Source organism: Shouchella rhizosphaerae (assembly GCF_900142675.1).
In the GTDB taxonomy this organism is placed as follows: domain Bacteria; phylum Bacillota; class Bacilli; order Bacillales; family Bacillaceae_D; genus Shouchella; species Shouchella rhizosphaerae.
Window position 1 is genome coordinate 164,380 of record NZ_FRBS01000004.1, and the last position, 13,822, is coordinate 178,201.

The window sequence follows — 13,822 nt, forward strand, 5'->3', positions numbered from 1 at the left end:
TGAATCGTATACCGAAGTGTGTCGCCCACTTCTGGGTTGTCCTCATCGGTATTGCCGTCTGCTTTTTCAAGCAGTGCTGCCGATTTTTCTGATTCAAGCTTTGGCTCTTTCGGATCGACATCAATTTCCGTTCCTGGCTCATCTGGCTCGTCAATATTTGGTACTTCAACGAGTGCGACGTTTTCGATCGTCTCGCCTACATAACCAGAGTCGATCGTTGCTTCAAACGTAACCGTGCGCCATTCGGTGTCTGTGACTTCGCCGAACTCAGCCGTTACCGTGCCGTTTTCAAAACTGCCTGTGCCACCATGGCTGACTTCCAAGCTGCCTTCGACAAACGTTAGCCCTTCTGGAAGTTGGTCCGTGATGATGAGGTTTTCAAACAAGCTATCAGAGACTGTGTTCCGTGCTTCAATCGTGTACACAACCGTGTCGCCGACTTCATAGCCGTCTTTGCTTTCGTCTGCGTTTGTGGCTGATTTTCTTGACTCAAGCTTTGGCTCACGTGGGTAGATTTTGACTTCTTCTTGCGGACGATCTGGCTCGTCCAAATTGTCGCCATCGACAACGGCTGTATTCTCAATGTCTTCCCCTGCTTGACCTGGCAATACGACCACATCAAATTCAAGGGTATGCCATTCTGTATCTTCGACATTGCCGAACTGGCCTACCACTGTGCCATCGACATAGTGACCTTGATCGTCATCTTCCTCATCAGTGACCGCTTCGCCATTGACTTTCAGCGTGCCCGGTACGTATTCCAAGCCTTCTGGAATCACGTCAGAGATGGTGAGGTTTTCGATCAAGCTATCTTCGATCGTGTTACGTGTTTGAATCGTATACCGAAGTGTGTCGCCCACTTCTGGGTTGTCCTCATCGGTATTGCCTTCTGCCTTTTCAATTAGGCTTGCAGCTTTCTCAGACTCTAACACTGGCTCTTTTGGATCGACATCAATTTCTGTTTCTGGCTCGTCTGGCTCGTCAATATTTGGCACTTCGACGACGGCAACGTTTTTAATCGTCTCGCCTGAATAGCCTGTGTCAATCGTTGCTTCAAACGTAACTGTGCGCCATTCGGTGTCTGCGACTTCACCGAAGTCTGCTGTTACGGTACCGTCTTCAAAGCTTCCTGTGCCACCATGGCTGACTTCCAAACTGCCTTCCACAAACGTTAGCCCTTCTGGAAGGACATCTGTGATGGTAAGGTTTTCAAGCAAGCTATCAGAGACCGTGTTGCGGGATTCAATCGTGTATACAACTGTATCGCCGACTTCATAGCGCTCTTTGTTTTCATCCGCATTTTGTGCAGATTTTCTTGACTCTAGCTTTGGCTCACGTGGGTAGATTTTGACTTCTTCACGTGGCTCATCTGGCTCATCGAGATTATCGCCATCAACGACCGCGACGTTTTCGATGTCCTTGCCAGCTTGACCTTCGCCAACGATGACTTGGAATTCAAGCGTTTGCCACTCGGTGTTCGTTACGTCACGGAAGGAACCAAACGCTTCGCCACCAACGTAATGGCCTTCGTCGTCATCTTCTTCATCGGTAACCGCTTCTCCGTTCACTTTCAGCGTTCCTGGTACATACTCTAGTCCTTCTGGAATCACGTCGAAAATGACAAAGTTTTCAACAATGCTTCCTTCAAGTGTATTACGGGCCTGAATTGTGTACAGAAGCGTATCGCCGACTTCTGGGTTGTCAGCATCGGTGTTGCCATCTGCTTTTTCGAGCAGTGTTGCATTTTTCTCTGATTCGATTACTGGTTTTTGATACACAATCGGTGTTTCCACTTCATTGGTATCAATTGTTTCATCCTCACCCAGCAGTAAGTTTTTGTAGCCAATATTTGCTTGGTTGACGACAACGTCATTGGCATGGCTGGCGAGTGTTTTGACCTTAAATTGGACGGTGATGCCGTCTGGCAATTCCGTTGTATTCGCTAAATTACCAAGATTAATAACGATTTTGTCACCATCAAAATGGCCACCATCCTCATCATTATCGTCAGTCAAGTCGCCCGCATTTGGACCATTAACAATTTTCATCGAGCCAGGGACATATTCCGTGCCTTCTGGAATCGCATCTTCAATGACGGTATTTCCAGCAATGTCGCCACCGCCATTTTTAACCGTTACTTCATAGGTTAGCTCATCGCCAACACCGACTTCTCCTTCTGGAGAAACGGATTTTTCAGCATCGACACACGGTTCTGTACCTAGGAAAACATTATCAATGTAATTACCGAAAGCCAACTGTCCAGTAGCTGTACTAATGGCTTTAAATCCAAAACGCGTCACTGTTTGGCCTGCTGGAACCGTATAACTTCCTGAATACGTTTCCCATACAGTCCCAGTTGAAAATCTCTCTATTTCTGGCGTGGTGTTGAATGGATCGGCCGTAACCGGTCCAATATTCACACTCATCGTATCCACACCAGCCCACCCTCGGTGATCTAAGCGCCAATAAATGGTCTGCCCTGGTACAGTCGGCAATTCTTGATACAACATACTATGTGTATCAGCATTTAACTCTGCAAATCTACTCGTAAGATTTTCCCGATTCGGAGTATTTGGAGGTATCGTGCTCGGCCGGGCTGGGTCCATGATTTGAATGATCCCTCTTGGTGTACGGGCGACATCAGTCGTTTCCCACCCTGGAACAGTGTCTGCGTAGTAATAACCGCCGCCTGCTATTGGGATATCAAAGTTACCAGGTCCCTCCGGCAAATCAAACTCACCATTCACCAACGCTACACGGTTCGCACATCCATCAATATCTAGTTTTTCAATTATTTCATTATTATTCGCTTCGACACCTGTCGCCTCTTCAGCAGCCTCTTCGCCAGCAGCTTCTTCCTCTGTGGCTTGCTCTTCTACTGAAGTTTGCGCTTCTTCCGAAACTTTTTCCTCTTCTGAAACTTGTTCCTCTTCCGAAGACTCTTCACCAACGTTTTCCTCTTCTTGCTGGGCTTCTTCTTCAGTAGTCTCTTCTTCCGCAGGGGCTTCAGCATCAGCTAAAAGCGCGACTGTTACGGGTTCTGCTTTCTCGGCTAATTCGCCGTTGATGAATGCTTCTGCCACATGTTCGATTTCTGTGCCTGCTTCTACTTCATCTTGAAAAGCAGCGGTAATCTTCAGAGTGACATGTTGGCCAGCGACTGTGTCCAGTTGTTCTGGCGTAAGCTCAAGACTGACATCTTGTTCTTCTACAGTTGCCTCCAAATCGCTTTCTTCTTCATTCACAACGACTTCCACATTCTCAATCGCTAGTTGTTTATTGACTTGATTAAGAATCGTTAACGTTCCCTCATTCGATCCGCTTTCTGGGATCAACGCATCGACATTGAACGTAAAGGTGGCGCCTTTTTCAACTTCCTTGCGCTCTTCCCCATCGACATCTTGTTTGAGTTCAAGATCAGAAAGGGAAGGCGTTTCATTCGCTTGCGCATATTGCGCCGAGTAAGGAAGGAAGTTGCTAAGCGAAAGCAAGAAAACCATCGTAACAATGACGAGTTTTCTTAATTCCAGAAGTCTTCTCCTGGTCAATAGTTTTTTCGATTGCAACGTATTCGCACCTTCTTTTTTTAGTCTTCTAACACCTTCTTTTTCTGAAAATTTATTTGGTCACCATGGCCATCACCCCCTTAAAAGGATGTGTTTGCTGGTACGATGTTTGATCAGGCTTCATCCTCCAGTGGATATGCATAAATGACAAACCGTTCTGGAGCGTTGCCAATAAAGTGGAATGGGTAGCAGGTGCTGACCACTAGGACTTCTTCTCCCATTTTGCGGATCACCGACGTATCGTCTTCTGGCACGATTTCGGTATAAGCGATTTCATAGGTAAACGTTCCATAAGGCATTTCAACAATGAGTGCGTCTCCTATTTCTAATTGATCGAAATTGCGGAAAACGGTATCGCGATGTCCCGACAAAACAATTTGTTCATCCTGCCCAGGTAAAGCGGTCTCAGGCAAGTGGCCAACGCCAGCATCCAATGAATCAGGATCAGCCCCTTCAACGATGGGAAGCGTTCTTTCAAGCTTTGGAATCTCCAATGTCGCAAACGCCTCGCCTTGTTTAGCGGAAAAACCTTCTGACGACGCTTTTTCGCCAATCCGCGCCTGTGCTTCCGTCAATGACTGTTGTTCAGCTTTGTGTTGGCTGTATAACTCGAAAGCGAACCACCCTAGAAAAATGAGGCCTGCCAGAAGAAATAAGGAACCCAGTTTTCGCATATATGGCCCTCCAATTTTTTTATCCTAATTGCAACTAATAATAATAAAAATAATAAAGCAATTGTTTTATTTAGATAAAATGGGTAAAAAAAGGTGACATCTATAAATATATCAATCTATTTTTTAATTTAATTCGGTTATAGAAGCAAGTCAAGAGTTCTGAACAATCAAACAACTATAGCCTCTTTTAATTACGTTCGCATGGATTATTTGGATATTTATACCAATTACCAGGTATTATTAACTGATTTTTTATGCCTATTTTTTTGTCATTATTCATCTATCTTCGTTTGTTCATAAAAACTATAAATCTACTACAACTGAAATGATTTTAGGCTACATATCAGTGGTTCTTGGTTTGGCAATTAACCGCTTTAACGGCTTGAAGAGAGTAGGATTTTTTTCCTTCATGTTATCTATTTTTTCCCAACTACCCTTCGCAAGTGCAGAAATTTTGTCATAGGACTAATAGGATTTTAAGTGAAAGAACAAGAATAAGCTGATAAAGAAATCGCCCTCCAATCAATATACGAATGGAAAAACGCTGTATTCGGGACATTCGATAGAAAAATGAATGGGTCGATGTATGTAATTGCCGATTAAATTCGTTCACCAAACCAATTCACAAGACTTGCAGCACATATGCAAGATTTTTGTTATGAGTGACTTAGACCGATGTATAGGCATCATCACTACTAGCACCATAACCGCTGCTCAGCATCATTTTTGTTAAACGGAGAATCAGGATTAAGCCCGGCATAGACTTAGCGTCTTTTCTGCGTTTCTACGTCTCTGCCAGCTTGATTGATAAATGAGAGGCTATACTCTTAAAAAAATGGGGGATTTCATGAAAACATTGTCGGACAACATTTTAATTGAGGCGTGTAAAAATGCAATCAAGCTTAACCTTGATCCAGACTTTATTCATCTTTTACTCAAGGAATGTCAACGTCGAAACATTTCCATTTCACACCACTTGAATGGCAACGACCGTCAAGTACTAGATAAAACATGGAGTGAAAAGGAAGAGGATTCTACATATGAACGTTTTTAATCAATAGACAAGTCTATTCCGATTGACTCTTAAGTATAGACTGGCGATGCTTCCATGTTCTGAAATTAAAATAGATCATGATCACTGGAAAAAATTCGTTATAAAATTTGTATCAATGTTATATACATATTCATGAAAGTTGTAACAACCTAAATGTTTTAAGGAGGACTGTATGGTTAAAGAAAAATGGATGAAATGTTGTCGCGCCGTCTTGTTACAAACAGTCGTGTTTGGGTTGCTTGCTTTTGCAGGAGTCCAAGTTGCTTCCGCTCATGGGTACATTGAAAGTCCTAGCTCCCGTGGGCTCCTTTGCCAGCAAGGGATCAATCAGGATTGTGGAGCGATTGTTTGGGAACCACAAAGCTTGGAAGCGCCAAAAGGATTTCCAGGGCAGAGCGTTCCAGATGGCCAAATTGCCTCAGCAGGTGGCTTGTTCCCAAAACTGGATGAGCAAAGCTCAACTCGTTGGTCAAAAGTGCCGCTTACAAGTGGGACACATACATTTACTTGGCACTTAACAGCCATGCATTCGACAGCAAAGTGGCATTATTACATCACAAAACCAGACTGGAACCCCAATCAGCCATTAACTCGTGATCAATTTGTACTTATTCCCTTTTATGAGAGACATGACAATGGGGCGAGACCAGGTGAGAAGGTCACTCACGAAGTAACGATTCCTGAGCGTACAGGATACCATGTGATTTTAGGTGTCTGGGATGTAGCAGATACAGCCAATGCGTTTTACAATGTGATTGACGTACATTTTGGTCCTAACGATGGCACTTCGCCTGGCGAACCAAGCCCCCCTGACCCTGCGCCGGCCTATCCAGAGTGGAATGCAGGTACTGTTTATCTCGGTGGTGATCGCGTCACCTACGAAGGCCGTGCCTATGAAGCAAGATGGTGGACCCAAGGTGAAAGGCCAGGGACTGCCGAAGTATGGCGCCCCCTTTAACCGCACAGGAAATGATCTTTGGAAGAAAAATGGGACTACTAGTGAATAAAAATCTGCTGTATTTGAGTAAATAGGTGGTTGTAGTGATTTTAATCTGTCTTTAAAACAACATCCCCCTCCTTGTTTGGCCACATGCCAAAGCAAAGAGGGGGATTCTAGTTAACTTAAAACATCACTTGCCCGCCGGTAACGTTGATCGATTGACCAGTCATATAGGCGGCTTTGTCTGAACTATAGAAAACGACAGCATTGGCAACATCTTCATACGTGCAGCCCCGCCTTAAGGGCACCTTGTCGATATAGACTTGTTCGACTTCGCTTTCTTTGATGCCAAGTTTTTTCGCATAGGAGGGGATTAGACTTTGGAACATCGGCGACGACAAAAGATTCCCTGGCATAATCGCATTGACACGGATGTTGTGCTCTGCTAAATCCAACGCCAAGCTTTGTGTGAGTCCAACACCGCCGAATTTGGAAGCGGAATAGGCAACATTGTGTTTGCTCCCGACTTTTCCTGACTTTGAATTAATTTGAATGATGTTGCCGCTGTTTTGTTTGATCATGATTTTGCTTGCTTCTCTAGCGCAGTAAAAATAGCCTGTCAAATTGACGTCTAGTGCCATTTGCCAATCTTTTGTCGGGAAATGATCAATTTTGGCGCTGCGGGCCACGCCTGCGTTGTAGACGAGCAAATCAAGAGATCCGAACGTGTTGGCCGCCGTCTCCATGACATAAGCAACCTCGTCTTCTACCGTAGCGTCAAAGCCAATTCCAAGTGTTTTGCTTCCCGTTTGATTAGCAATCTTTTCGGCGACGGCTTCCGCCCTGCTCCCTTGCAGATCAGCGACAACAACATGATAGCCTTCTTCTGCTAATCGCCAGCTAATATGTTCTCCTAAATTTTGGCCGCCCCCGGCGACAACAGCTGTTTTTTTTGTTTCTGCCATGATATCTCCACTCCTTTATTTATCTAGAAATTGTAATGGTGTCTCCTTCTTTTAGTAGTGGCAGCGACTTTGCTTCGAGTGACAAAGTCCCTGGCAATTCCGCTTCCTTCGCCCCATCGGCTTTTATCGTTATATGCCCGAGGGAGCGTAAATTTTTTTCAACCGCACTGCCAACGGCTGTAACCACAAACGCTTGTCCTGCTAAAATCGCCGTATCGCCTGGTTGGATCTTGTCTATTAATTGGTTTTCCTGATGAAGGACACAATACTCCGCTAACTCTTCTGGCGCATTGTTTTTAAACAAGATCAGCATATTTTCTTCCAAAAAATCGCTAGCAAGAGCGCCTAACTTTGTCACAGTTGTTTTGTAAATCATCGTAAATTTCCACCTTTTCGCTTTACTTTCCCTTTTACAAAAATAGTGATTGCTTGTTAAGCACGTTTTAGCGGTCTCCCACTATCTGTTATCCATCGTACATGCCGAAACTGGCTAGCCAAGCAACAAAGACAGTTGGCGGGCCGGTTAAGAACCTTCCATACAGAACGGCAGGAACACCGACTTCGACCGTTTCAGGCTCTGCCTCAGCTAAGCCAAGCCCTACAGGGACAAAGTCTGCAGCTGCTTGGGCATTAATCGCAAATAAAGCAGGCAACGCAAACTGGGGCGGAATGTTGCCTCTGCCAATTTCGACGCCGATTAGCGTGCCGATCACTTGGGCAATGACCGCTCCTGGTCCGAGAAAAGGAGACAGCAACGGAAAAGATACAATCGCTGATAAAATTAACAGTCCCCAAATCGTACCGCCAAGTGGCTTTAAGACATTGGCGATGACATCGCCTACGCCAGAAGCTAAAATCAAGCCAATTAAGAGCGACACAAACGCCATAAACGGCAAGATTGTCTTTAAGACGGTATCAATCGCTTCACGGCCAGCTTGGTAAAACACATTGACGATGCCGCCCATCATTTTGCCAATCTTCGCCATTAAGTTGTCGTTTTGCTCGGTTATTTTTTTGCTTGTGTCATAGGTTGCTTGTTTTGTAGCGGCGCTTTCTTCGGTTGGTATGCTTTGTTCTTGTTGATGTCCCTCTTTGTCGACGATCGTCAAATGGCTTGGTTTCACACCTGATACATAAATATCGGGGACGATGAATTTGGCCATTGGCCCGCTTTGGCCAGTCGGCATAATATTGATCGTCGGAATTCGTTTTTTTGGATACAGCCCGGCCCGAAGCGTTCCGCCACAGTCAATGACAACTGCTGCGATTTGTTCTTCTGGCACAGAAGTCGTAAACCCATTGACAAGCTCAGCCCCGCTAAGTTCCGACAACTTTGCAGCCACATCGGAAACAGGCCCGCCTGTAATGTTGACGATCTTATTTTTTTCAGGTGTTGGCGTAATCTCAAGCGGTCCTCCAAATCCGCCTGTCCCTTTTACGACTCGAACGGTTTTAAAATCAGCCATTGCGAACACCTCCTAACGATTCGCTCATAGACGTTTTCAACTTGACTTTCTGCTGCTTTTCTACATACGCGACCATCCAATCGGTCACAAGCCCACGGAACATATTCATGACGACACCGACGAGAAAATACCGTAGCGCTAGCTCAGCGGTGGAGTGGCCTAATTGCGTAATCCCGGCAGCAACGCCAAGAAAGACAAATAGTTCGGCCGGGTTGACATGGGGAAACAACCCGTTCATCGAGTGGCAAGAATAGCTGGCTGACGCATAATAGCCAGGCTTGTACCGTTCTGGTAAAAAACGCCCTAATGACAACGTCATCGGATTGAGGAAGAAAAAAGTGCCAATAACAGGCAGGACTAAATACCGAGTAAAGATGTTTTTTGCTGATTTCATCGCCAATTTTTCAATTCGTTCTTGCCCGACAAATTGGACGACCGCATTCATCGCGACAAGCAGCATAATTAAAAGTGGGACGATATCACCGACTAATCCAACAAATGTGGATGCTCCTTCTGCAAATAAACCGATAAAGCCTTCGGCCATTTTTACGAGCCAATCCATTAGCTACTCACCTCACGCTTTCTTGTAAATACCGCCAAAAGTTGGCTAAGCGGGGCTTTCGGCGGTTTTACTTCCCCGCCGGCCTTAACGACGCGATAGACATGTTTTGCGTCCGCCAGCGCTTTTCTCGTAAAGGGGTCCAACCGCCTTTCTACCCCTTGGTCGACGTAAAACAACGGCTGCCCTTTTAATGACGGCAATTCCTTAAACCTGGAAAAAATCGTCATTCCTTGCATCCGTTCAGCACGAATAATATTCGCTTTACGGTCTACTAACAACAGCAAGATCACGCCAGTGCGAATGATTCCTTTTGAGCGGCCAATCGCCACTTGGCCTTCTTGCCGAAAGGAGCGATAGCGGTTGTTAAAATGCTTGATTTGCCAAAAACCAAGTACACTTTGCAACAGGAAACCGACTCCGAGACAGACAATTGCTAGCAAAATTGCCATTACTGATTCTCCTTCCACTTAATAAGTTCGATCGCTGTTTCTTCATCTGTGATCAAGTGGGAAATATAGCCTCCCTGCAAACCGCCTATGATCGAAGGTACTTTTTCTTTCGACTCGGCGATCGCGACTGTAGCCCGGTTTTCCTTTAAACGATCTAGCTCGACCGCAATCGTCCGTTCTCTTATAGGCGTTTGCACTTCTTTGCCATCAATCGTGTAAAAACGGGAAAGAATATCGCCAATCGCTTGTTTTTTCGCAAGCAGCTGCTGTTCAGCTTCGCCAATAAAACCGCTCCAAACTAAATTGGATGAACGGACGTGGGCACCAATGCCAATGACAGCGACGGTCATTTCCTCCCAAAGCTTTAAAACGTCTTGCAAGTAAGCCGATTCGCGAATGTCTTTTTGCGCGTCGGCTGACGTCACAATAGCCGCAGCATCGATATACTGTGCTTTGCCTTTAAAGGCACGGGCAAAATTGTAGACAATCGTATTGATATGATGCTTGACGTGCATCTTGCCAGGACCGCCTACGATTGGCACAAAAACGGTGTCACGCTTTCGAAAAGAACCAATCGTTTCAGCCATCGTTCCAAGGGTGTCTCCCCATGCAAGACCGATGACATCGCCATCAACGAGGAGGCTGTCGAGCAAATTCGCTCCTGATTCCCCTAATGCTTTTAGGCGCTCTTCTCTGCTCGCGTGACGGTCTACCGGGACAATCACAGCCTCGCGAATGCCGAACATGCGCGCCAACTTTGCTTCCAAATCAACGCGAAGACGCTGTGTGCTGGCAATTTTTATTTGCACAATTCCTGCCTCGCGTGCTTTTTGCAGCATTCTTGTCACCGTTGTCCGGTAAAGGCCTAGCCGTTTAGCAATTTCATTTTGTGTAAGCGCTTCCTCATAGTACATTTTTGCGACAATGACTAGTTGGCGTTCCTCTTGCCACTTCATGCCTGTTTGTTCACCTTCTTTCGTTTGCACATATGTGCAATACTCGCTCATATGTGGTTGATAGATCGAATATAACCGCTTTCATTTCATTATGCAATTCGATTTGGCAAATGGAATAAAATTCAAATTCGATTTGCACATTTGTGTTCTTCTTTAGTAAGAAAGCGCAAAAAAAAGAAGGCGCGGTCGCCTTCTTTATTATCCTTCTATCATTTTGAACAGATCGCCATTCAACAAGCCATATGCGCAATCAGCAACCTTCTCGCTATAACGGCTTAAATCACGGCCCCACAGTCCGTCTGCTTGCAGCAATGTGGAAATCGTTTCTGCTAATGTCGCTTCACCCGCATCATACTGGCACCATGTCGCTTCTAGTAGTGCGAGTGCTGTTTCGTTTTCCCGAATTTGATAGGTTCTGCCTTGCCAGTTTCCTTTTAGAAACGCGCCATCTCTTTCCTGTGGCTTCATATAGACAAGCAATGCTGCGAGGCTCGCTAACAACTGACTCGGCTCGTTGTCTTGCTGTTCATGGGCCTCTAATGCTGGCAGAAGCCGTGTCTTAAATTTGTAGATCGCATTTAAACCAATGTCGGTCAGCTTGTGTGCCAAAAACGGATTTTCAAACCGCTCTATCACGCTAGCCGCATAGGCTTGCTTTTCTTCCTCCGGCGCGTTGACAACGGGGATCAGTTCTTGTTCGAGCCCTCGTTCAATAAAGCGCCGCAAGCGCGGAGAGTGAAGGGCGCCTTTGACCGTGTCTTCTCCTGCTAAAAAGCTGAGTGCGAACATCATCGTGTGCAATCCGTTTAAGAGCCTTACTTTTAGCTCCCGATGCAACGCCACAGGTTCCCATTTGACATTGAGCCCTGCTTGCTCGAACGGCAAACGCTCGTCTAGCGGGCGCTCTGGTTCGATCACGAACAAATGGTACGGTTCAGCGACTGTCAACAGGCGGTCTTCGTAGCCGAGCCTGTTTGCCCACGTTTCTTCTTCGCCATGGGGAAAGCCTGTTACAATTCGATCGACGAGCGTGTTGCAAAAGACATTCGCTTTTCTTAGCCATTGCCCAAATTCAATCGGCAACTCCCAGTCTTCGGCAATCGTTTCAACAATGTCTTTTAACACAGCGCCATTGTCTTCGATTAACTCACAAGGCACGAGTGTGATCCCTGCCTCGAGAGCACCATCGAACGCTAAAAAGCGTTCATATAAAAAGGCAGTCACCTTCCCTGGGAAAGACAGTGGCGCTTTGTCCTTTTCATATCGTTCCTGTTGATAGACAAGGCCTGCTTCTGTTGTATTGGAAAACAACCATTTTACATCAGGGGAGCGCGCTAATTTTTTGACCTCTTCCCAATCACTGTAAGGATTGATGCCACGGGCGATTGATTGGACCACTTCCGTATTATCGATAACCGTGCCGTCAAGTTTTCCCCGTAAAATCACGGTGTACAAGCCATCCTGTGCTTGAAGGACAGGGACGATTTTGCCGTGTGGCGTCGGCTGTATCGCCGCGACGCGGCCATCATACAGCCGTTGCTGGTGAAGTTGGTCGACCATCCAATCGATGAAACCGCGCATGAAGTTGCCTTCCCCGATTTGAACGATTGTTTCCTTGCCTGCCAACGTCTCTTGGCCAACGAGCTTTTTTGTCAATTGCTTTGTTTCTATTCGATCCATGCTGTCACTCCTTTTATAAAATGACGCCATCTTTGAACAGGGCGATTTCTTTAAAGCCATTCCGTTCATTGTGAGTCGCCCGTTCCCCTGAGGCGACTTGTAGCACATAGGCAAAAAGTTCGTCTGCTCGTTCGCCTAGTTCTTTCCCGTCAAGAAGTGTGCCTGCATCAAAGTCAATCCAGTTTTTCTTCCGTTCATACAAAGGTGTATTCGTTGATAACTTGACAGTTGGAACAGGGCCACCAAATGGTGTACCGCGCCCTGTTGTAAACAAGACGATATGGGCGCCTGAAGCGGCAAGGGCGGTGACGGAAACAAGGTCATTCCCTGGCCCTTCCACGAGTGTTAGCCCTGGCTTTTTGATTCTGCCGCCGTAAGGGACGACATCGGCTACTGGCGCAAAACCGCCTTTTTGCACACACCCGAGTGACTTCTCTTCAAGGGTGGTAATGCCGCCTTTTTTATTGCCCGGGGAAGGGTTTTCATAAACAGGCTGGTTATGGCGGATAAAATAGTCTTTAAAGCCATTGACCATGTTGACAATGCCGTTAAAAACCGTTTCATCTGCAGCTCGTTCCATCAAAATTGTTTCTGCGCCAAACATTTCAGGTACTTCTGTCAGCACTGTTGACCCGCCTTGGGCAATGAGCCGATCGGAAAATGCGCCGACAAGTGGGTTGGCTGTAATCCCTGAAAAACCGTCAGAGCCTCCACATTTTAAGCCTACTTTTAATTTTGACGCTGGCACGTCTGTCCGCACATCGTTTTTAGCGACAGCAGCGATTTCAGAAACAAGCTGAAGGGCTTCCTCCAGTTCGTCTTCTACTTCTTGGACAGCTAGAAACTTGACGCGGTCGCTGTCGTAAGCGCCAACGGCCTCTTTAAACACGTCAATATAGTTGTTTTCGCAGCCAAGGCCAAGCACAAGGACACCTGCCGCATTAGGGTGGTGGACTAAGCTGCTCAGGATTGCTTGCGTGCTTTTTAAATCGTCGCCTAGCTGGGAACAGCCAAAAGGATGTGGATAATGGTAGACGCCATCAATATTGGCAAAATGCTCTTGTTGGGCGAGGCGGGCAACGAGCTCAGCCGTTTTATTAATGCAGCCGACCGTATTTAAAATCCAAATTTCATTGCGTATGCCGACATCGCCGTTTTTGCGGACGTATCCTTTAAACGTAAAAGCGGGCGTCCCTTTGTCTGTGTCTGCCGTGGCTGCGCTTTGGCTTTGCTTGTATTCATACGCCAACTTGCCGTCTAGAGCAGTCTTTAAGTTGTGTGTATGGACCCACTCCCCTGTGGCAATCGCCTGTTTGGCGATCCCAATCGGGAAGCCGTATTTTAACACCGGTTCCCCTTCGCGAATGTCGCGGAGGGCCACTTTGTGGCCACGTTCGACTGGCTCTGCTAGCTCGAGCTGCTGTTGGCCCACGCTAATGACGTCGCCTTTAGCTGCCTCTTTTAACACGATAAGGACATCGTCTTTTGGGTGGATCTTTACGCCGTCCAC

Annotated in this window: 12 protein-coding genes; 2 read left to right on the forward strand and 10 right to left on the reverse strand. The window is 46.3% G+C overall.

Annotated elements, in window-relative coordinates:
• Together BUC05_RS12605 and BUC05_RS12610 are read right to left on the reverse strand one after the other, a co-directional pair.
• Positions 1-3,566: isopeptide-forming domain-containing fimbrial protein (locus BUC05_RS12605; protein WP_142237557.1), on the reverse strand; the 3,566-nt coding region annotated here is incomplete at its 3' end.
• Positions 3,567-3,679: 113 nt separating this feature from the next.
• Positions 3,680-4,240 carry a class D sortase gene (locus tag BUC05_RS12610; protein WP_011246016.1) on the reverse strand — a complete coding sequence of 187 codons (561 nt, stop codon included), beginning with the start codon at positions 4,238-4,240 and terminating at the stop codon, positions 3,680-3,682.
• A gap of 847 nt (positions 4,241-5,087) precedes the next feature.
• Between BUC05_RS12610 and BUC05_RS12615 the strand changes: the two genes are divergently transcribed.
• Together BUC05_RS12615 and BUC05_RS12620 are read left to right on the forward strand one after the other, a co-directional pair.
• Positions 5,088-5,294: a sporulation histidine kinase inhibitor Sda gene (locus BUC05_RS12615; protein WP_011246015.1), complete on the forward strand. Its 207-nt coding sequence runs from the start codon at positions 5,088-5,090 to the stop codon at positions 5,292-5,294.
• A gap of 172 nt (positions 5,295-5,466) precedes the next feature.
• Positions 5,467-6,252, forward strand: a complete 786-nt coding sequence (locus BUC05_RS12620) for a lytic polysaccharide monooxygenase (protein WP_011246014.1) — start codon at positions 5,467-5,469, stop codon at positions 6,250-6,252.
• 164 nt (positions 6,253-6,416) lie between these two features.
• Here BUC05_RS12620 and srlD read toward each other — a convergent pair whose 3' ends face one another.
• The 8 genes from srlD to BUC05_RS12660 all read right to left on the reverse strand — a co-directional run bounded on the left by srlD (position 6,417) and on the right by BUC05_RS12660 (position 13,822).
• Positions 6,417-7,199, reverse strand: coding sequence for a sorbitol-6-phosphate dehydrogenase (gene srlD, locus BUC05_RS12625; protein ID WP_073304850.1), 783 nt, complete (start codon positions 7,197-7,199; stop codon positions 6,417-6,419).
• A gap of 19 nt (positions 7,200-7,218) precedes the next feature.
• Positions 7,219-7,575 (reverse strand): PTS glucitol/sorbitol transporter subunit IIA, encoded by a 357-nt coding sequence (locus BUC05_RS12630; RefSeq protein ID WP_073304852.1) that lies wholly within the window; start codon positions 7,573-7,575, stop codon positions 7,219-7,221.
• Positions 7,576-7,663: 88 nt separating this feature from the next.
• Positions 7,664-8,665 carry a PTS glucitol/sorbitol transporter subunit IIB gene (srlE, locus tag BUC05_RS12635; RefSeq protein ID WP_011246011.1) on the reverse strand — a complete coding sequence of 334 codons (1,002 nt, stop codon included), beginning with the start codon at positions 8,663-8,665 and terminating at the stop codon, positions 7,664-7,666.
• Entirely contained in the window at positions 8,658-9,227 is a 570-nt protein-coding gene (srlA, locus tag BUC05_RS12640) for a PTS glucitol/sorbitol transporter subunit IIC (protein ID WP_062750127.1), read from the reverse strand. The genes srlE and srlA overlap by 8 nt, the downstream gene beginning before the upstream one ends.
• Positions 9,227-9,676: a transcriptional regulator GutM gene (locus BUC05_RS12645; protein ID WP_011246009.1), complete on the reverse strand. Its 450-nt coding sequence runs from the start codon at positions 9,674-9,676 to the stop codon at positions 9,227-9,229. Before BUC05_RS12645 ends, srlA begins: the two co-directional genes overlap by 1 nt.
• Positions 9,676-10,632: a sugar-binding transcriptional regulator gene (locus BUC05_RS12650; protein ID WP_011246008.1), complete on the reverse strand. Its 957-nt coding sequence runs from the start codon at positions 10,630-10,632 to the stop codon at positions 9,676-9,678. The genes BUC05_RS12645 and BUC05_RS12650 overlap by 1 nt, the downstream gene beginning before the upstream one ends.
• A gap of 198 nt (positions 10,633-10,830) precedes the next feature.
• Positions 10,831-12,312, reverse strand: coding sequence for a tagaturonate reductase (locus tag BUC05_RS12655; protein ID WP_073304854.1), 1,482 nt, complete (start codon positions 12,310-12,312; stop codon positions 10,831-10,833).
• Positions 12,313-12,325: 13 nt separating this feature from the next.
• Positions 12,326-13,822 (reverse strand): UxaA family hydrolase, encoded by a 1,497-nt coding sequence (locus BUC05_RS12660; RefSeq protein WP_073304857.1) that lies wholly within the window; start codon positions 13,820-13,822, stop codon positions 12,326-12,328.

Excerpts from the sequence above, each read along its gene's own strand:
- BUC05_RS12650 (WP_011246008.1), bottom strand. The coding sequence starts at position 10,632 with ATGAAGTGGCAAGAGGAACGCCAACTAGTCATTGTCGCAAAAATGTAC.
- BUC05_RS12620 (WP_011246014.1), top strand. The coding sequence starts at position 5,467 with ATGGTTAAAGAAAAATGGATGAAATGTTGTCGCGCCGTCTTGTTACAA.
- BUC05_RS12655 (WP_073304854.1), bottom strand. The coding sequence starts at position 12,312 with ATGGATCGAATAGAAACAAAGCAATTGACAAAAAAGCTCGTTGGCCAA.
- BUC05_RS12610 (WP_011246016.1), bottom strand. The coding sequence starts at position 4,240 with ATGCGAAAACTGGGTTCCTTATTTCTTCTGGCAGGCCTCATTTTTCTA.
- srlE (WP_011246011.1), bottom strand. The coding sequence starts at position 8,665 with ATGGCTGATTTTAAAACCGTTCGAGTCGTAAAAGGGACAGGCGGATTT.
- srlA (WP_062750127.1), bottom strand. The coding sequence starts at position 9,227 with ATGGATTGGCTCGTAAAAATGGCCGAAGGCTTTATCGGTTTATTTGCA.
- BUC05_RS12615 (WP_011246015.1), top strand. The coding sequence starts at position 5,088 with ATGAAAACATTGTCGGACAACATTTTAATTGAGGCGTGTAAAAATGCA.
- srlD (WP_073304850.1), bottom strand. The coding sequence starts at position 7,199 with ATGGCAGAAACAAAAAAAACAGCTGTTGTCGCCGGGGGCGGCCAAAAT.
- BUC05_RS12645 (WP_011246009.1), bottom strand. The coding sequence starts at position 9,676 with ATGGCAATTTTGCTAGCAATTGTCTGTCTCGGAGTCGGTTTCCTGTTG.
- BUC05_RS12630 (WP_073304852.1), bottom strand. The coding sequence starts at position 7,575 with ATGATTTACAAAACAACTGTGACAAAGTTAGGCGCTCTTGCTAGCGAT.